The 17,062-nt window shown below is 54.7% G+C and carries 15 protein-coding genes and 1 pseudogene; 6 read left to right on the top strand and 10 right to left on the bottom strand.

The window, feature by feature from the left end; all coding sequences use genetic code 11:
* Window positions 1–26 precede the first annotated feature (26 nt).
* The 5 genes from H567_RS0117970 to H567_RS0117950 all read right to left on the bottom strand — a co-directional run bounded on the left by H567_RS0117970 (window position 27) and on the right by H567_RS0117950 (window position 5,483).
* Window positions 27–947: an amidohydrolase family protein gene (locus tag H567_RS0117970; protein WP_035255069.1), complete on the bottom strand. Its 921-nt coding sequence runs from the start codon at window positions 945–947 to the stop codon at window positions 27–29.
* A gap of 151 nt (window positions 948–1,098) precedes the next feature.
* On the bottom strand, window positions 1,099–2,292 hold the full coding sequence (locus H567_RS28010; protein WP_208598420.1) for a thiolase family protein: 1,194 nt from the start codon (window positions 2,290–2,292) through the stop codon (window positions 1,099–1,101).
* 49 nt (window positions 2,293–2,341) lie between these two features.
* Window positions 2,342–3,076, bottom strand: coding sequence for an enoyl-CoA hydratase/isomerase family protein (locus tag H567_RS0117960; protein WP_035255063.1), 735 nt, complete (start codon window positions 3,074–3,076; stop codon window positions 2,342–2,344).
* A gap of 75 nt (window positions 3,077–3,151) precedes the next feature.
* Window positions 3,152–3,745 carry a TetR/AcrR family transcriptional regulator gene (locus tag H567_RS0117955; protein ID WP_028322444.1) on the bottom strand — a complete coding sequence of 198 codons (594 nt, stop codon included), beginning with the start codon at window positions 3,743–3,745 and terminating at the stop codon, window positions 3,152–3,154.
* A gap of 151 nt (window positions 3,746–3,896) precedes the next feature.
* On the bottom strand, window positions 3,897–5,483 hold the full coding sequence (locus tag H567_RS0117950) for an acyl-CoA carboxylase subunit beta (protein ID WP_051185093.1): 1,587 nt from the start codon (window positions 5,481–5,483) through the stop codon (window positions 3,897–3,899).
* 887 nt (window positions 5,484–6,370) lie between these two features.
* Between H567_RS0117950 and speD the strand changes: the two are divergent.
* The 6 genes and pseudogenes from speD to H567_RS0117915 form a co-directional block, all read left to right on the top strand.
* Window positions 6,371–6,715, top strand: a pseudogene (gene speD / locus H567_RS0117945) (S-adenosylmethionine decarboxylase); the annotation flags it as partial.
* A gap of 621 nt (window positions 6,716–7,336) precedes the next feature.
* Window positions 7,337–8,713 carry a TrpB-like pyridoxal phosphate-dependent enzyme gene (locus H567_RS0117935; protein ID WP_028322440.1) on the top strand — a complete coding sequence of 459 codons (1,377 nt, stop codon included), beginning with the start codon at window positions 7,337–7,339 and terminating at the stop codon, window positions 8,711–8,713.
* Window positions 8,714–8,768: 55 nt separating this feature from the next.
* Window positions 8,769–9,047 carry a hypothetical protein gene (locus tag H567_RS0117930; RefSeq protein WP_028322439.1) on the top strand — a complete coding sequence of 93 codons (279 nt, stop codon included), beginning with the start codon at window positions 8,769–8,771 and terminating at the stop codon, window positions 9,045–9,047.
* The gene (locus H567_RS0117925; protein ID WP_028322438.1) at window positions 9,044–10,903 is read left to right on the top strand and encodes a thiamine pyrophosphate-dependent enzyme; all 1,860 of its coding nucleotides are present in this window, start codon (window positions 9,044–9,046) and stop codon (window positions 10,901–10,903) included. Before H567_RS0117930 ends, H567_RS0117925 begins: the two co-directional genes overlap by 4 nt.
* A gap of 4 nt (window positions 10,904–10,907) precedes the next feature.
* Window positions 10,908–11,483 (top strand): indolepyruvate oxidoreductase subunit beta, encoded by a 576-nt coding sequence (locus tag H567_RS27455; protein WP_153306255.1) that lies wholly within the window; start codon window positions 10,908–10,910, stop codon window positions 11,481–11,483.
* On the top strand, window positions 11,476–12,126 hold the full coding sequence (locus H567_RS0117915) for a nucleotidyltransferase family protein (protein WP_051185089.1): 651 nt from the start codon (window positions 11,476–11,478) through the stop codon (window positions 12,124–12,126). The genes H567_RS27455 and H567_RS0117915 overlap by 8 nt, the downstream gene beginning before the upstream one ends.
* Here the strand turns inward: H567_RS0117915 and H567_RS0117910 are convergent.
* From H567_RS0117910 to H567_RS25840, 5 genes are all read right to left on the bottom strand, one after another.
* Window positions 12,103–13,053 carry a tetratricopeptide repeat protein gene (locus H567_RS0117910; RefSeq protein ID WP_161626653.1) on the bottom strand — a complete coding sequence of 317 codons (951 nt, stop codon included), beginning with the start codon at window positions 13,051–13,053 and terminating at the stop codon, window positions 12,103–12,105. The two genes, H567_RS0117915 and H567_RS0117910, sit on opposite strands and share 24 nt — an antisense overlap.
* A complete protein-coding gene (gene yidD, locus H567_RS27450) occupies window positions 13,035–13,454 on the bottom strand; it encodes a membrane protein insertion efficiency factor YidD (protein ID WP_051185088.1) in 420 nt (139 codons plus the stop codon). The genes H567_RS0117910 and yidD overlap by 19 nt, the downstream gene beginning before the upstream one ends.
* Before the next feature lie 224 nt (window positions 13,455–13,678).
* Window positions 13,679–14,107 carry a hypothetical protein gene (locus H567_RS0117900; RefSeq protein WP_028322435.1) on the bottom strand — a complete coding sequence of 143 codons (429 nt, stop codon included), beginning with the start codon at window positions 14,105–14,107 and terminating at the stop codon, window positions 13,679–13,681.
* A gap of 57 nt (window positions 14,108–14,164) precedes the next feature.
* Window positions 14,165–14,362: a hypothetical protein gene (locus H567_RS29065; protein WP_028322434.1), complete on the bottom strand. Its 198-nt coding sequence runs from the start codon at window positions 14,360–14,362 to the stop codon at window positions 14,165–14,167.
* A gap of 97 nt (window positions 14,363–14,459) precedes the next feature.
* The gene (locus H567_RS25840) at window positions 14,460–16,733 is read right to left on the bottom strand and encodes a Tex family protein (protein ID WP_035255054.1); all 2,274 of its coding nucleotides are present in this window, start codon (window positions 16,731–16,733) and stop codon (window positions 14,460–14,462) included.
* Between the last annotated feature and the right edge of the window lie 329 nt (window positions 16,734–17,062).

Genomic DNA, 17,062 nt, shown 5'->3' with positions numbered 1-17,062 from the left:
CTAACATTTAAATAGCAGCACTACTTTTATAATCCAAGAAACCGAATAGCGTTGTCGCGTAGGATGTTTCTTTTACCCTCCTCTTTCCCCTCCATCTCCATCAATTCCTTTTTTCCTCGTCCGAGGCCAATTCCATTCGTTCCCCACATCACCTTTTTATTTCCACGCCCGCTAAACATGAATTGTATCTGGTATGGCTCCAAACTTTTCGGCATATAGGCCGAAATATCCCCATAAACATTAGGATGTTTCCAAACTAAGTCGCACCATTCTCTGAACCATGGCCAACCCGTATGTGACAGATTTATTTTCAGATCCGGAAATGTAATTGCAATCTCATCCATATACATAGGATTTCCCAACGCGCTTGGCATCGGCTCAGCTGAGTGTCCGACTTGTACGCTGACAGGTATTTTTAGTTCATTGCATTTCGCATACAGCGGATAATATCTTTTATCGTTCGGCGCTAATCCGAAACTCATGGTATGAAAGTACACAAACTTAAAATGATATTCCTTTACGGCCTTTTCGATTTCCTTTAAGCTCTCTGCTATATTAAAAGGATTGTAGCTCGCAGCACCAATAATTCTACCATTTGACTTCTCAATAAGTTTTTGAACTAAATCGACTGAAAAATCCCAGACAAAATAGTTCGATCGTAGGGACCACATTTTTACTGCTGCTATTGTTATTTTTTCATACCCAAATTCATCCATAGCTTTTACTAGATCATTTACAGTATCATACGGGTAGAACATAGTACCTTTGAGGTGTTTATGCTGAGCTTTTTCATCGTCTGTAATAGGAAATCGCCCTGTAGGCAGCATAGGTCTAAATGTCGTTTTAGCCATATGCAACCACTCAACGTAATCGTTAAAGTTATACTCCACCAATTCCCTGACTTGTGGTGGATAATTCATCATATCAATTGCCTTTATATCATCCATGATTTTCTCCTAACTTGCGGTTAAGATAATATTATTTGCCTATAACCACGATTCTATGCGTATTTTATGTTTAAAATTCTTTTTCATAGAAATGTGCAATCTTTTTTATTACAGAAGATTTTTTGAATGTATGTTCATATATTTTAATTTGCTAATCTTCTCGTTTTATAACAATAGCGCAAGAAACGCCCCCCCCACCACACAAACTCGCAACTCCGAACTCCTTATCTTGCTGTCTAAGTACACTATTCAGGGTCACCAACAATCTAGCCCCACTGCAGCCGGTTGGGTGTCCAAGGGAAATTGCCCCACCATTGATATTTACTTTTTCCGGATCTAGCCCTAATATTCTTTCACAGGCCAGGCTCGTTGCAGCAAACGCTTCGTTAATTTCGAATGCATCTATGTCATTCTTTTCCATTCCGGCTTTACGAAGAGCTGCTGGAATTGATACTGTGGGTCCAATGCCCATATATGCGTTGTCAACAGCTGCATTTGAATAAGCTACGATACTAAAAAGAGGATGTAACCTCAGTGATTTCGCTTTTTCCCTTGACATTAGAACTAGCGCTGCTGCGCCATCAGGCATTCCGCATGCATTTCCTGCCGTCACGGTCCCATTTTCCTTTTTAAATGCCGGACGTAGCTTCGCCATTTTTTCTATACTTGCATCATGCCGGATACATTCATCCTCTACAAATACAAAACCTTCGCTTTTCTTATCGCCTGGCACATCAATCGGAACGATTTCTTCAAGAAACTTACCTTTTTTTTGGGCATCACTCGCCTTTTTATGGCTATTGTACGCAAACGTATCCTGATCTTCTCTGAGTATATGATATTTTACGGCAACATTCTCTGCGGTTTCACCCATATAACATTTTGCGATTCTATCAAACGTATCATTCCACCCATCCATGATCGATACGTTCCCTAAACGAAACCCCTGCCACCTGTATCCCATGAGAAGATGCGGGATTGAACTCATATGCTCCATCCCCCCCGCCACAACAATATCCGCATCCCCTAACCTAATGTCCTGTGATGCTATGATTACTGCCTTTATACCTGTTGGGCACGCACAATTTACAGTTTGTGCAAAACGGTCTATCGGTATACCCGCCATCTCCGATGCTATTCTAGCTGGATTTACCCCGTTTCCAGCCTGCCGACAGTTACCAAAAACTGTCATGTCGACCATGTCTGGACTCAGGTCTATTTTTTGAAGTGTCTTTTTGATGACCTGTGATCCAACATCTACTACTGTCATTTCCTTAAGGCTTCCACCAAAGAGTCCCATCGGACTTCGACAAGCGCTAACTACAACTATGTCTTTCAACTCCATTCTTGACCTCCTAAGTTTCATTAATCAATGTTTTCCATTTTTTGTATCGTCAAAATTTTTTAGCAATTTTTTGAGCATCTCCTTTCGAAAAGCATTCTTTTGACGCTTCAAAATCGAAATCGAGCGCTGAATTAATATAGGCACCAAAATCCAAAACCTTTTTAGCTTGCTTTACTGCGACGATTGGATTCCCAGCAATTTCCCTAGCTAGTCTTATCGCTTCCTTTGTCAGATCTTCTATTCTGACAATCTTATTATAGATACCTAGTCGATATGCCTCACCAGCCTCAAGGACGCGTCCTGTAAGAATGATTTCTTTTGCTTTTCCCATACCTACGATTAAGCGCAGCCGCTGACAGCCCCCACATGAGGGAATCATCCCCCATTTAATTTCGGTCTGCCCAAAACTTGCCATTGGTGTTGCTACTCTCAGATCGCAGGTAAGCGCCAATTCCGCGCCACCCCCCAAAGCTGGTCCATTTAGCGCAGCAATGGTTGGTTTAGTAAAATATCCTAGTGTTTGATAGAATGCTCTTATTATAGTCTCCCTTTCCAAAAGCATTTCATCAAAGTTCTTATTTGCCCTCTCCTTCAAATCTATCCCGGCACAGAACGCTTTTTCACCAGCGCCCGTGATTATTACGACGCGAATACGTTCGTCATCCTGTAATTCTTTTAATTTATTGCTCAGCAATTCGAATAGCTCAGCATTCAGCGCGTTAGCCTGTCTTGGACGGTCGATTTTTAAAATTGCCACATTTCCATGCGTATCTTTTATAAGCATAATCGCCTCTAGTTACAAACGTTCGTTCTTTCTAAATTAAAAAAATTTTAAACTATATTAAATCCGCAGACGCGCTTACCTTTTCTCTAGGATGCCCTCCTTGAAAATGCCCTCAAAAAAAATTCGTATGATCGAATCAGCTATCTCTTCTATCGAGAGTCTACCATTTTCGTCGAACCAACGGTAGGACCAATTCATCATTGCAAAAACCGCAAAAGTCATAACAGTATTGTCAATATCACGAAGAAATCCCATTTTGTTCATTTTGCACAAAAGCGTATAATATATATTATATATCTCACGATGCTGCTTAAGTGCTTTGCCCCGGAGAGAAGGCGGAAGTTGGTACTGTTCTTCCATATAAATTTTTATTTCTTTTCTTTTCTCCTTTATAAGACAAACCTGTCTGTAAACCATTTCTCTAAGGCATTCAATCAAATTATCATGGTTTTTCATACCTTCATTAAGCTCACTAAGCAGTGTCGAGCCAATATTTTCTATAATGTAATAGAGAATTTCATCTTTATTTTTAAAATGAATATACACCGTCGAATTTGTAATCCCGACCGCCTTTACAATATCGCGGATTGAAGCCTTTACAAATCCGTGCTCATAGAACAAGTCAGTTGCTTTTTCAACTATATCTTGTTTTGTTTTAGATATTCTCATGTTTCAAGAGCCAATGGATTCTGATATTCTCGGAAAATAGCATATATTATCCATTTTAATTAGGCAACTCTATTCTTTCTATTTCATTGCAATAAGTGTAGAATAAAAAAAAATTAAATAATATTTCAAAAATCGGTATATAATTTCAGTTTTACATATTTATATTCGAATATTTTCTCCAGGGCTGCGAATAATATGAGGTTTTCCACTTATTTTGCAGCACGTTCAGCGAATTATTGATAATCTTTCTTGTATCCTTCGGGTCGATAACATCGTCGATAAAGCCCCTGGCCGCAGCATGGTAGGGATTAGCATAAATTTCATTATACTCGGCGATTTTTTGAGCTCTTATTTTTTCCGAATCATCCGCCGCCTTTATCTCTTTATCAAATATTACACTAGCTACTGTTTTCCCGTCAAGCGCTGTCACGATTGCTGTAGGCCAAGCATACACGAAATCCGCCCCAATGGATTTGTCCAGCATCCCATAGTGCGCCCCAGCATAGGATTTCCGAATGATTATTGATATCAATGGCACCGTAGCATTTGACCAGGCAAACAATAGTTTAGCTCCATGACGTAAAATCCCTCCCCAGTCCTGTTGCGAACCTATCATATATGCCGGACAATCGACAAAAGTAATTAAAGGGATATTAAATAGATCACAAAATCTTATAAACCTTGCAGCCTTATCGCTTGCGTTTATATCAATTGCACCTGCTAAGCGACATGGCTGGTTTGCAACAATTCCAACTGTTCGTCCATTGAAACGTGCAAACCCAGTTATCATATTAGTTGCGTACTGGCTTAAGGTTTCAAAAAAACTATCTTCATCAACTACCTTTTTTATGATTTTATACATATCAAAAACACGGAAAGGCTCATCTGGTATTATATCAAGCAAACCTTCTATTTCTCTTTCAGGATTGTCTTTACTAACAACCGTGGGAGGCGCTTCTTTATTGTTCGATGGGAAGAAGGACAATAATTGTTTACACTTGTCAAGGCAATCTTTATCGTTTTCAGCTACAATATGTGTTTGACCTGATTTCACCGCATGCGCTTTTACCCCACAAAGATCTTCAAGGCTAATTTCTTCGGCTGTCTGGGCTTTAACAAAGGCTGGCCCAGCTATCCCTAAAAACCCGGAGCCTCTTACTTGTATAACGAAGTCCTGCATCACAGGGTGATATGCCTGCCCCCCTAGGCAAGGACCTAGAATCAAGGATATTTGCGGGATGATACCGGAGGCCTGATCTTGAGCCCTAAATAGCCAGCCGTAGGCTTCAAGCGCGTCCATACCCTCCTGCATTCTAAGGCCGCCTGAATCATTCATACTTACAAAAGGCCAACCCTTATCTTTTGCGAAATCAATAGCATAAGCAAATTTCCGGCCATGAGCCTCCCCAAAACTTCCTCCCATACATGTATAGTCCTCACTTGCCGTAACGACATATCTGCCATTAACCGTTCCGAATCCCGTCACGACACCATCGGCTGGCACCTCTTTGTTGTCCATCCCAAAAGCGGTTGCCCTATGTGTCACAAAGGTCCCAATCTCGGTAAACGTCCCTGCATCGAAAAAGTAATCCACTCTTTCTCTTGCTGTCATAAGGCCTTTTTTTCGGTGTTGTTCGACGGCTTTAGGACCCCCCATCTGCATGATCTTTTCCCGTCTCTGCCACCAATCTTCCATTCGCTTTTGGTTTTTACTCACTGTTTTATCGTTATTACTCATATTATAAACCTCCAAAAATGCGCACAAACTCATTCATACATTATTTTTTTCTTGAGAGGCTCCGCCTGCTCGGCTCGCTCCTTCTACGTGCTAGCCTGTTCTCAATACTAGGCATAAATTTTAAACGCCCCATTTTCCCTGGCAGAAAATAAGAATTTTCATGTCTTTTCCGCAGTTGGAAGCTACAGCCTTGCCACTCTCTCCTTCGGAATGTCTAAGAATATAGATCCACCACGAAATGATTTCTTTGCCAATCTCGGCGCCAATCCGCACGTCTGCTTATGCGGCAATCATCAGATCGCCTCCGCCCAAAGGCCTGATTTCCTTGATACTGGCAAAAAATTTTCATTTCCGGATGGACATAAGATAGCATGTTCGAATTCCTAGTAAAATGCATAGCTCCCACCTGATTGCCCCTAAAGCACCAAAAGACGAAAAAGCGAAGGAGCGAACGAATGTTCGTATTCTACCTTTAGCATTTTCTTTGTCAAGCAATAAATCACCTCTAACCGAACAGAATTCTAGCAACTGCCTTACGCACCGAAATTTTAGAGCACCAAGCAGTACGTTTTGCTTAGATTTGGCAACAGCATAATGAAATATATTGACAATGGTGGTTATATAAACTATATTTTATTGTTTTTATCGATATGACCAGCGCTTCCGGCCTGCCGTCCAACGGCTTCGGGAGAACCATCAAGAGGCCCCTTCCCACCGAGGGGGCGCTTGAGCGGTAGAGGGGGCAGACACTCTGCCTTCCTCACCCTCCGCTCCCGCAGCCGCAAGGCACAGCGCCAGGTTCTAGAACAAGGCCGGATATCGTCATATCTGAAAGGAGGGACTAAAACATGATTCAGAACAATCTTGCCCGTGCAACCAAGGAGCCCTGGGGTCTATTGACGAGCCTGGACATCTATGACTGTAACCCCGATACCATTAGGGACGCCGAAGCGATCAAACGCTTCGTAGTGGAACTGTGTGATCTGATCGAGATGCGCCGGTTTGGAGAGTGCCAGGTCGTGCACTTCGGCGAGGATGAACGCGTCGCCGGATACTCGATGCTGCAGCTCATCGAAACGTCGCTGATTTCGGGCCACTTTGCGAATCTGACCAATGCCGTATACCTGGACATCTTCAGCTGCAAATTGTATGACCCCGATAAGGTGACCGAATTTTCTAAACGCTTCTTCGGCGGCAAATCCGTCAACGTGCACATCACCGAACGGATGTAGGCCGCCTCCGCAACAAAACTCCATCGAAGGGGAGCACCCACAAAATGGGCTCCCCTTCGCCTTTCATGGGCCTGCTCACCCGTTGTTTCCGGAGTCCGCCGCAGCCGCCATTCCAAAAACCCGCCCCTGTCGGCCGATCAGACATCCCGTCCCGTCTTCCGGTTTTTTGAGCCCTCGATCGAATCTTTTTTCACTCCTCTCCACTGTTCCTGAAAGACAAGAACCCAAAAGAAAAAAACCGGTTTCATCGCCGCTCGGGATGGGGAGCATAAAGGCCGGACAAATACTGTTTGACTTCGGAGCAAGGAAGCAATAAGGTTTTCCAGATTCATTTTTCGTTTGCAAACCACGTACGCTGCCAGATTGCCGGGTTGCTCATTCCAGCATCAATGTCCATTTTTTCTGCTCACGGACAAGGTCCCGTCGCGAGGTTGTCGTAACACGGATCGAGCCTCGATCGTTTTTCACGGCACCAACCCCGCACCCAACCTGTTATAGCTTGAGGCGGTTCAAACCGGTGGATCGGATGGAAACGGTGGAGAAAGGATTTTCGGGCACCGGACAATGAGTGTTTTATCCGGGACCTCAATTCACCCCCCCATAGTCAGGAAAGGAGGCATTATGCAGACCAGGAAAATCGTGTTGCCGGAATCGGAGATACCAAGGCAGTGGTACAACGTGATGCCCGACATGCCCACCCCCATGGAACCCCCTCTGCACCCGGGCACCGGACAGCCCGTAGGGCCGGAGGACCTTCTGCCGATCTTCCCCATGCCCCTGATCGAGCAGGAAGTCAGTCAGGATTCGTACATCGACATCCCTGACGAGGTGCTGGAAAAATACCTCATCTGGCGTCCCACCCCCCTTTACCGCGCCTATGCCCTCGAAAAGTTCCTCCAGACGCCGGCAAGGATCTATTACAAGAATGAGGGGGTGAGCCCGGCCGGGAGCCACAAACCGAACACCGCCATCGCCCAGGTCTACTACAACAAGATCTCCGGGACCAAGCGCATCACGACCGAGACGGGGGCCGGACAGTGGGGCAGCGCCCTGTGCTTCTGCTGCTCACTTTTCGGCATCGAAGCCAAGGTGTACATGGTCAAGGTGAGCTTTCACCAGAAGCCGTATCGGCGGATCATGATGGAAACCTGGGGGGGCCAGTGCGTCGCCAGCCCGAGCACGGAAACACAGGCCGGGCGCAGCATCCTCGCGCAGAACCCCGAATCGCCCGGCAGTCTGGGGATCGCCATCAGCGAGGCGGTGGAAGCCGCCGTCATGGATGAAGACACGAAATACTCCCTCGGCAGCGTCCTGAACCACGTGATGATGCACCAGACGATCAACGGCCTGGAGTGCCAAAAGCAGATGGCCATGGCCGGTGATTATCCGGACGTCATCATCGGCTGCGCCGGGGGCGGAAGCAATTTCGCCGGGATCTGCCTCCCTTTCGTGCGTGACAAGATCAACGGCAAGGATATCGACATCATCGGCGTCGAGCCGACCTCCTGCCCGACCATGACCCGCGGCCCCTTCGCCTATGATTTCGGTGACACGGTCCAAATGACCCCGCTCCTTCCGATGCACACCCTCGGGCACAACTTCGTCCCGGAAGGCATCCACGCCGGCGGCCTCCGCTACCACGGGATGGCTCCCATCATCAGCCAGCTCGCCATGAGCAACCTGATCCGGGCGGAGGCCGTGCCACAGCTCGAGACCTTCAAGGCCGGGATCACCTTCGCCCGTACGGAAGGCTTCATCAGCGCGCCCGAGACCGATCACGCCATAGCGATGGTCATCCGCGAGGCCCTCAAGGCCAAGGAGGAAGGCAAGGAAAAAGTCATCCTCTTCAACTGGAGCGGCCACGGGCTGGTGGACATGGCGGCGTACGAGGCCTTTCTGTCTGGAAAACTCGAGGATCACGCCCTGGCCGAGGAGGAGATCCAGCGCGCGCTCAGAGACATCGCCTCCCTTCCCAAGCCGAAGCAGTATCGCGGTTAACCCACTTCATCCCCGCCCGAGGCCCCGCGCGGGGCCTCGGGCTATCCGGTAAATCATGGAAAATCCGATCGTCCCCCCCGGCGATGACTTCGAGATCCGATGCCCCCGGCTGGGGCACCAGATCGGCTTCGCCTATTGCCGGCGCGAAAACCACGGCCTGCCCTGCTCGAGAACCCTGATCTGCTGGCATACCTACTTCCCTGTAGAGGCCTTCCTGCGCGCGGAATTGACGCAGGAAGAGTGGGATGTAGCGTTCGAGGCGCCTCCCAGGCCGAAACTGCTTTCCCTGGTCGAAATGATCGAAAAGGCCAAAGAAAGGAACGTGAAAAAGTGACGACGCGCTCTGAATTTCTTTTGGGAAACGGGGCCATTGCGCTGGGCCTGCTGGAGGCAGGCTGCCAGGTCCTGACCTCCTATCCCGGGACCCCGAGCTCCGAGATCCTGCCCGAAACGGTGCGGCTGATGCAGTCCGAGGGCATCCATGCCTACACCGAGTGGTCCACGAACGAAAAGGTCGCGCTCGACACGGCCTACGCCGCCGCCGTGGCCGGGAAACGGGCGGCCTGCTGCATGAAGCAGGTCGGGCTCAACGTCGCCGCGGATTCCCTGATGAGTTCAGCCTACCTCGGCGTCACGGGCGCCCTGGTCATCATCTCATGCGACGATCCGGGGCCGCACTCCTCCCAGACCGAACAGGACACGCGCTTCATGGCGCGCCTTGCCAAGGTGCCGGTCTTCGATCCCTCCTCGCCCGAGGAAGCCCGGCAAATGGTGAAGGCCGCGATGGACCTTTCGGCGGAATTCCGCCTTCCGGTCATCCTTCGGCCTGCGATCCGGGTCTGCCACGCCAGGCAGAACATGACCTGGAGGCCTGTCGCATCCGCTACCGGGAAGGCCGTCTTCGAGAGGAACCCCCTGCGCTGGGCCGCCACACCAAAATTCAGGTTGAAGCTCCACGGCGAACTGAACCAGAAGCTCGAAGCCATCCAGGGGCGCTTCGAGGCCTTCGCGCCGTTCAATACGGGCGCCGCCCCGCCCGCCCGGGTCCCCCTGGGCATCGTGGCCGGGGGGGTGCCGAGCGCCGCCGTGGCCGACCTGCTGGCAGAGGAGGGCCGCTCCGATATCCCGATCCTCAAACTCGGGGCTCCTTTTCCTTTTCCCTACAAATCGGCCGATGCCTTCATGGACCGGTGCGACCGGGTCCTGGTCCTGGAGGAAACCGACACCTTCATCGAATACCTCCTGGGCGACCGGAAAAAGGTCCTGGGCCGCCTGTCCGGACATGTCCCGGCCGAAGGCGAACTCGTTCCCGAGCGGATCGCCGCGATCCTGGACAGGACCCTGAACGACGCCGGCCTGCAGCCGCTTTCCTCCGGCCCCGACCTCGGGGTGCGGGCGCTGGTGGAAGGCCTCGGCCTGCCGATGCGCCGGCCCACCCTGTGCCCCGGGTGCCCTCACCGGGCCTCTTTCTTCGCCATACGCAAGGCCCAGCCCAAGGCCATCTTCACCTCGGACATCGGCTGCTACACCCTCGGGCTCAACCTCGGGGCCGTCGACACGTGCCTCGACATGGGCGCCGGCATCACCATGGCCGCAGGCTTCTACCACGCCTTCGCAGCCGACAGCGAGGCCCAGCCCGTCGTCGCCACCATCGGCGATTCGACCTTCTTCCATTCCGGGACCGCCGGGTTGATCAACGCCGTCTACAACGACGCACGCTTTGTCCTGGTGATCCTCGACAACGAAATCACCGCCATGACCGGAATGCAGCCCACCCCGGGTATCGGCCTGCGGGCCGATGGAAGCCGGGGTAAGGCCGTCTCGATCGAAAGAGTGGTGGAAGGCTGCGGGATCGAGTTCCTGCGGGTGGTGGACCCCTATGACTTGGCCGAGATGACCCGCGCCGTCAAGGAGGCGGCCCGCTACACCCTCGAACCCGACGGCGGGATCGCCGTGATCATCGCGCGCCACCCCTGCGTCATCGCCTACCGGAAGGAGGCCATTCCCGTGCGCAGGACGGTGACCGTTACGGATGACTGTGTGGAGTGCCGCCTGTGCCTCGAGCGCTTCGAGTGCCCCGCTCTCTACCATGACGGGGCCTTGGGGAAAACGGCCGTCAACCAGGCCCTCTGCACGGGCTGCGGGGTGTGCATCCAGGTCTGTCCCAAGGGCGCCATAAAGGAGGTATAGCGTGGTGGAAACAGCAGCAAATCCGGTCAACATCGTTCTGAGCGGCCTCGGCGGACAGGGCATCCTCTTCATGACCAAACTGCTCGCGCAGGCGTCTCTCGCGAAGGGCTTCGAGGTGATGGGCGCGGAGACCCACGGCATGGCCCAGCGGGGTGGCTCGGTCGTCTCGCACCTGAGGCTCGGTCCGGTCCATAGCAGCCTGGTGCCCGAAGGGAAGGCCCATTTTCTGCTGGCCCTGGACGAGAGCGAAGGGTATCGCACCCTGCCCTTCCTGCGGCCCGCGGGCCGTCTTTATCTCGATGCCCCCAGCAGCAGCATACGCCCCGAGGTCCAGGCCTATCTCGACCGTCTCGGGGCCGTCTGCAGGGCATTCCCCGCCCAGAAGACCGCCATGGACCTCGGCGCCCCCCTGTCCACCAACCTGGCGCTTCTCGGCTTCTTCTCCGCCTTCGAGAGCGCGCCCATCGGCCATGCCGAGCTGCGTGCCACCGTCGAGGCCGCCAGTCCGGAGCGGTTGAAAGACGCCAATCTCAGCGTCTTCGATGCCGGGTATCTGAAAGGGCTCGAATCTTATGCATGAGGCGGTCAGGCCATGCACATGCCAGGCCGTGGCCGGAATCGTCCTCGCCGCCGGGGCCTCCAGGCGCATGGGAACGCCCAAGCAGCTGTTGGACATCGAAGGAAGGCCCCTCCTCTTCAGGGTTCTGACCGAGGTGCTCGCTTCGGACCTCGAAACGGTCGTCCTTGTTCTGGGCTTTGAGGCCGGGCGTGTGCGAAGGAGCCTCGGCGCCCTTCTGGCGCACCCGAAGCTCGACGTGGTGGAGAATCCGAGGTTTCAGGAAGGGATGAGCACGTCGCTCATTCTGGGGCTCGAGGCGGTCGAAAGGCGCTTCGACCACATCATGATCCTCCTTGGCGACATGCCCCACACGGACCGCGCTGTCATCAACCGGCTGATCCGGGCGGTCCCGGCGTCGGGATGTCCTTTGGGCGCAGCCGCTATAGGCGGCAAAAGAACCCACCCGGTCATGGTCAGCCGCCCGTTGTTCGGCGAACTCCATGCAGTGAGCGGGGACAGAGGCGCCAAGGCGCTCTTTGTGAAACACCCGGAAGAAACCCACCTGGTGGAGGTCGAAGGGCCCTACGATGACCGTGACCTTGACACGCCCGAGGACTACTCCCGTTTGACGGGCCGGAGCCTAGAACCGCCAGCTGACGCCTAGCCCCACGGCACCGCCGCCCCCCGTAAAGAGCCTCAGGTCGAGGCGTTCATCGAGCCCTTTGCGGAAATCATCCCTCACCTTCCGGTTGTATTTGTGCGCCGCATTGACGGCGCTGTAAATATTGCCGGAGTACCACCCGACCTCCAAAAAGGCCAGGATCCCGCCCAGGACATCCTGGTCGCTGTCGAAGGCCTCCACGGCCGCCCAGATGAAGACCCCGTTCAGGAGCAGCGCCACGAGACCGTCTTTCCAGCGGCCGACATAGGCGTGCCCCGCCCCCGGCAGGACCGCCGCGAGCACACCGGCCGTGGAGGGCTCCTTCCAGGGGAGCTCCGGCCCTTTGAGGCTCTCCCCGGCGAGCAGCCCGGCCCTTCCGTAAAGAGGGCTCTCCGGGCTCACGCCTTCGAACGAGGCCGAGGCCTCTTCCCACTGGTCCCGGCGCAGATCGACCCAGCCCAGCCGATACAGGGCGGCGTTCTTGATCTCGAGCCCCGGATAGCGCCGGACGACCTCTTCGAAAACGGCCGAGGCCTCTTCCATCCGTCCCTCTTCATAGTAGGACTCGCCCGCCATGAACATGGCCCTGGCGGCAAGGGATGGATCCGCGCCTTCGTTCACCAGGCGCCCGAACAGGGTCCGCGCCTCATCATGCCGGCCTTCGCGCAGCCGGCAGAAGCCTATCAGGTACAGCGCCTCGTCCCCGCGCGGGTCATCGGGGAAAAAATAGCGGAAGCGCTCGAACTCCGCAGCTGCAGCCGGGTAATCTCCACGGTCGAGAAACTGCCTGGCGAACGCGAACTGGTGGTCGCTTCGGATCACCACCTCCGATGAAAAGACGTCTCCCGGAGCGCCGCCGCACATCAAAAGAAGGATGAGGCCCAACAGAACCCGGCTGATCCAGCGCGGCATCATTTCGGTCGGTACCACCAGAAATCGTTGTTGTGAACCGGATCGTTGATCAACAGACGGTCTCCTACTCTCACCGTACCTGAGACGGCCTCTTCCTCGGAGCCTTCGTGGATCAAGCGGTCGACCGTCATCAGCCAACCCATCACGAATCCGTGCTTCTCGAAGGCACGCACGCTGTATTCCGAACAAGACGGGTAGCTCGGACACCGGTTGCTATCCACCGCCGAGATGTGGTCGCGAAAGAGCCGGACCAGCCACGCGCCCGCATTCACACCACCAGCCCGCTCATCCGCAGCGTTTGTCGATGCCGCAGGGTTTTCGGCGGGATGCGCCGCCAGGGAAGCGGCATCGGGTGAACAGGCAAGCCACAAGGCGAGCCCGAGGCAAACACCCGTGGCCATCAATGAACGGCGTTTCATGCTCACCTCGTCGTAAACCCTTCAAAAACCCGGGCCGCCATCGGCTGGTCATCAAAGAAAGACCGCTTCGACCGATAACGGCATCGATCGGGGCGTTTGCTTTCAAGACCGCTTCCAGCCCCTGCCGTCGCGAACAAGAGACGCCCTCGATGGCGGCCTGACTGACCCCCCACAGAAAGGAAGGATCCGCAACAGGTCGAGCCGCGAACAGGACGGGAGCGGCCCTATCCGTTCAGAGCGCTCCGGTGCGCCTCGTTCAACCGCTCCCGCAGATAATCCAGCAGGCCGTCATCGGCCTCGGTCATATCGAAGCAGTATCCGTCCTCGCCCAGAAGACCACCGGGGATCAGGTCGCCCTGCTCATCGGGATCCGTGATCATGTCGCCGTAGAAACAAACCGACAGCCACCGGTTGGCGGGGTCATCGTCCACCACATCCACCATGGCGAAGAGCGGCTTGTCGTAGCCCGTTTCAGCGACCGGCACGGCCCTGAGCGAATAGCTGACGCCCGGTCTCGCCTTGAAGACCAGTTCGGTCGACTCCTTGGCATCAAGGTGCTGCTTGAGCTTCAAAAAAGCCGCCTTCATTGGATCCTCCGCCCAGTCATCCACCCATGCCTGAAAGGCCTCCTGCTCCTGTTTATCCTTGAACATCTCGATCCCTTTCCCGCATCTGAACAGCCTGGATCCGTCCGGATTCCGTGTCTGTCTTCAGCATGCGTGTCCGAAGAAAAAATCGGCATTTCGGCTGCCGTTTCCCCAATCAACCAGGAGTCCGCCAAAGATCGGCCCGGATCGATCAGAAGTCAAGCGAAGATCGATCCGCATGGCGCGCAGCCGTCGATCCATCCACCTCCCGACCAGCGGCTCCCGTCCACTGACGGCCTTGTCGGCCCGTGTCGCCGTCATTCGTAACGTTTGCCCCGGCAGCGACAGGATAGATGCCTTTGCGCAAGCGCTTGAAACCAAGAAGCCTGTCGCCGCCTTCGAATTCGCCCCCGTTTACCTATTTGGAGAAGACCTTGGCGAAAGGGTTGTTGAATTGCCTGCTCTGAGCGGATTCGCGAGGAGGATTGGACCTCTTGGCGGAATGGCCGCCGCGGCCGCCGGGTCCGGGACGCTCCTCACGGCCTGCATCGGCGCCACCACCCGTGCGCATGCTGAGGGCGATGCGCTGACGGGCCGTGTCGATATCGAGCACCCTCACCAGAACCTTTTGCTGCACCTTGACAACCTCCCCCGGATCCTTCACGAAGCGGTCGGCCATCTCGCTGATGTGCACCAGCCCGTCCTGATGAACCCCTATGTCGACAAAAGCGCCGAACGCGGTGATGTTCGTCACGATCCCGGGAAGATGCATCCCGGGACGAAGATCGCCGATCGTCTGGATGCCCTCATCGAACTGGACCGCCTCGAAACGCTCTCTCGGATCACGACCGGGCTTCGCCAACTCATCGAGGATGTCCCGGAGGGTCGGCAAACCCACCTTTTCGTTCACATACCGCTCAGGCCGGATCCGCTGCCGGACGGCCTCCTTCTGGATCAGGTCGACCACCTCACAGCCGAGATCCGTTGCCATAGTCTCCACGATCGGGTAGCTCTCCGGGTGCACCGCGCTGGCGTCCAGAGGATTCAAACCATCCCGGATGCGCAGAAACCCGGCCGACTGTTCGAACGCCTTGCTGCCCAAACGCGGGACATCCATCAGCTCCCCCCGCGATCGAAAAGGGCCGTTACGGTCCCGGAAGGCCACGACATTTCCCGCCAGCTGCGGGCCCAGCCCGGAAACATACATCAGCAGCTGCCGGCTGGCCGTGTTCACATCCACCCCCACCGCATTGACGCAGCTCATGACGACATCGTCCAACCCGGCCTTGAGGCCGCGCTGATCCACATCGTGCTGGTACTGTCCGACGCCGATCGATTTCGGATCGATCTTCACGAGTTCCGCCAGCGGGTCCATCAGCCGCCTGCCGATCGAGACGGCCCCGCGGACCGTCAGGTCGTAGTCGGAGAACTCCTCCCGGGCGACCTCCGAAGCGGAATAAACCGAAGCGCCGCTCTCGTTCACCATCACGACCTGGACCGAGGCGGGCAGTTTCAGGTCCCTCAGGAACGTCTCCGTTTCCCGGCCGCCGGTGCCGTTGCCCACGGCGATCGCCTGGATGGCAAATCGATCGCACAGTGCGCGGACCCGCTCCCCGGCCTCCGCCCGCGCCTTCCCCGACAGGAGCGGATAGATGGTCTCGTTATGCTCGAGCCTTCCCTGGGCATTCAGGCAGACCACTTTACAGCCCGTCCGGAATCCCGGATCGATACCCATCACCCGCTTTTCCCCGAGCGGGGGCGCCAGCAGGAGCTGCCTCAGATTCTCGGCGAAGATCCGGATCGCCTCTTCGTCCGCCCGCTTCTTGGTCTGGAGGCGGATCTCCGTCTCGAGCCCATGGGAAAGGAGGCGGCGATACCCATCCTGCACCGCCTGCCACACCTGTTCGGACAGGGGCGACGCGCCCTTGACGAAGACGGCCTCGAGGATCTCCAGCGCCGATTCCTCCGGCGGAGCGATGCGCAGAGTGAGGAGCCCCTCCTTTTCCCCGCGCCGCATTGCCAGGACACGATGCGACGGCGCGGTGGAGACCGGCTCCTCCCAATCGAAGTAGTCGCGGTACTTCGACGCCTCTTCCTCCTTGCCGCTGACGACCTTGCACTGAAAAGTCCCCTTCCGCTCGAAAAGCGACCGCAGAAGCGCCCGGGCCTCCTGATGCTCGTTGACCCACTCGGCGATGATATCCCGCGCCCCTTGAAGCGCCTCCGCCGCACTTCCGACCCCTTTTTCGGGGTCGACAAAGGCCTCGGCCGCCGCGTCGGGATCGCCCTCCGCGCCCTGCTCGAAAATCCGGGCTGCCAGCGGCTCCAGGCCCTTTTCTTTCGCCATGGTCCCACGCGTTCGGCGCTTGGGACGGTAAGGCAGATAGAGATCCTCCAGCACGGCCAGGGATTCGGCCCGCATAATGCGCAGCGTAAGATCGGGGGTCAACTTTCCCTGCTCGGCGATCGTCGCCAAAATCGACTCGCGACGCTTGTCCAGCTCTTCGAGCTGCTCCAGACGGTCACGAATGCGGGCCACCGCCACCTCGTCCAGGGAACCCGTCCGCTCCTTGCGATAGCGGGAGATGAAAGGGATAGTTGCGCCCTCGGCAAGCAGTTCAGCGGTTCCTTCCAACTGCCAGGGCTCCAGCCCCATTTCTTCGGTCAATATCGAGAGGTGCTTCTCATGCATACGCGGTGAACGCCTCCACGGCGTCGTCTAAAAAATATCCATGCTATAATCGGCTTGCGACGACGTTCTACAGACCGCCGCACGGGTAAACATGCAGATGGACACCGGGACGGGCCAAAAAGACCATTTCCGATAAAACCCAGTTTCCAATCCGGAAATGAGGATTTTTCTTTACACGCTGCGCGTGCTCAGTCCCACCGCTTCACGGCGGGTCCCGGTTTGGCCAATATCAAGGAAATCAAGCGTTTGCGCGGAGGCGACCTGCAGGTCGCCGCACAAGCAAACGTGCAGATTGACGCCGAGATTGGCCAAAAAGACCATTTCCGGAT

Origin of the sequence: Desulfatiglans anilini DSM 4660 (assembly GCF_000422285.1) — a bacterium.
GTDB lineage: Bacteria > Desulfobacterota > DSM-4660 > Desulfatiglandales > Desulfatiglandaceae > Desulfatiglans > Desulfatiglans anilini.
This window is presented reverse-complemented; position numbering and strand designations above follow the sequence as displayed.

Excerpts from the sequence above, each read along its gene's own strand:
- H567_RS0117935 (WP_028322440.1), top strand. The coding sequence starts at position 7,337 with ATGCAGACCAGGAAAATCGTGTTGCCGGAATCGGAGATACCAAGGCAG.
- H567_RS0117915 (WP_051185089.1), top strand. The coding sequence starts at position 11,476 with ATGCATGAGGCGGTCAGGCCATGCACATGCCAGGCCGTGGCCGGAATC.
- yidD (WP_051185088.1), bottom strand. The coding sequence starts at position 13,454 with ATGAAACGCCGTTCATTGATGGCCACGGGTGTTTGCCTCGGGCTCGCC.
- H567_RS0117955 (WP_028322444.1), bottom strand. The coding sequence starts at position 3,745 with ATGAGAATATCTAAAACAAAACAAGATATAGTTGAAAAAGCAACTGAC.
- H567_RS0117950 (WP_051185093.1), bottom strand. The coding sequence starts at position 5,483 with ATGAGTAATAACGATAAAACAGTGAGTAAAAACCAAAAGCGAATGGAA.
- H567_RS28010 (WP_208598420.1), bottom strand. The coding sequence starts at position 2,292 with ATGGAGTTGAAAGACATAGTTGTAGTTAGCGCTTGTCGAAGTCCGATG.
- H567_RS25840 (WP_035255054.1), bottom strand. The coding sequence starts at position 16,733 with ATGCATGAGAAGCACCTCTCGATATTGACCGAAGAAATGGGGCTGGAG.
- H567_RS29065 (WP_028322434.1), bottom strand. The coding sequence starts at position 14,362 with ATGACGGCGACACGGGCCGACAAGGCCGTCAGTGGACGGGAGCCGCTG.
- H567_RS0117960 (WP_035255063.1), bottom strand. The coding sequence starts at position 3,076 with ATGCTTATAAAAGATACGCATGGAAATGTGGCAATTTTAAAAATCGAC.
- H567_RS0117930 (WP_028322439.1), top strand. The coding sequence starts at position 8,769 with ATGGAAAATCCGATCGTCCCCCCCGGCGATGACTTCGAGATCCGATGC.
- H567_RS0117970 (WP_035255069.1), bottom strand. The coding sequence starts at position 947 with ATGGATGATATAAAGGCAATTGATATGATGAATTATCCACCACAAGTC.
- H567_RS0117900 (WP_028322435.1), bottom strand. The coding sequence starts at position 14,107 with ATGTTCAAGGATAAACAGGAGCAGGAGGCCTTTCAGGCATGGGTGGAT.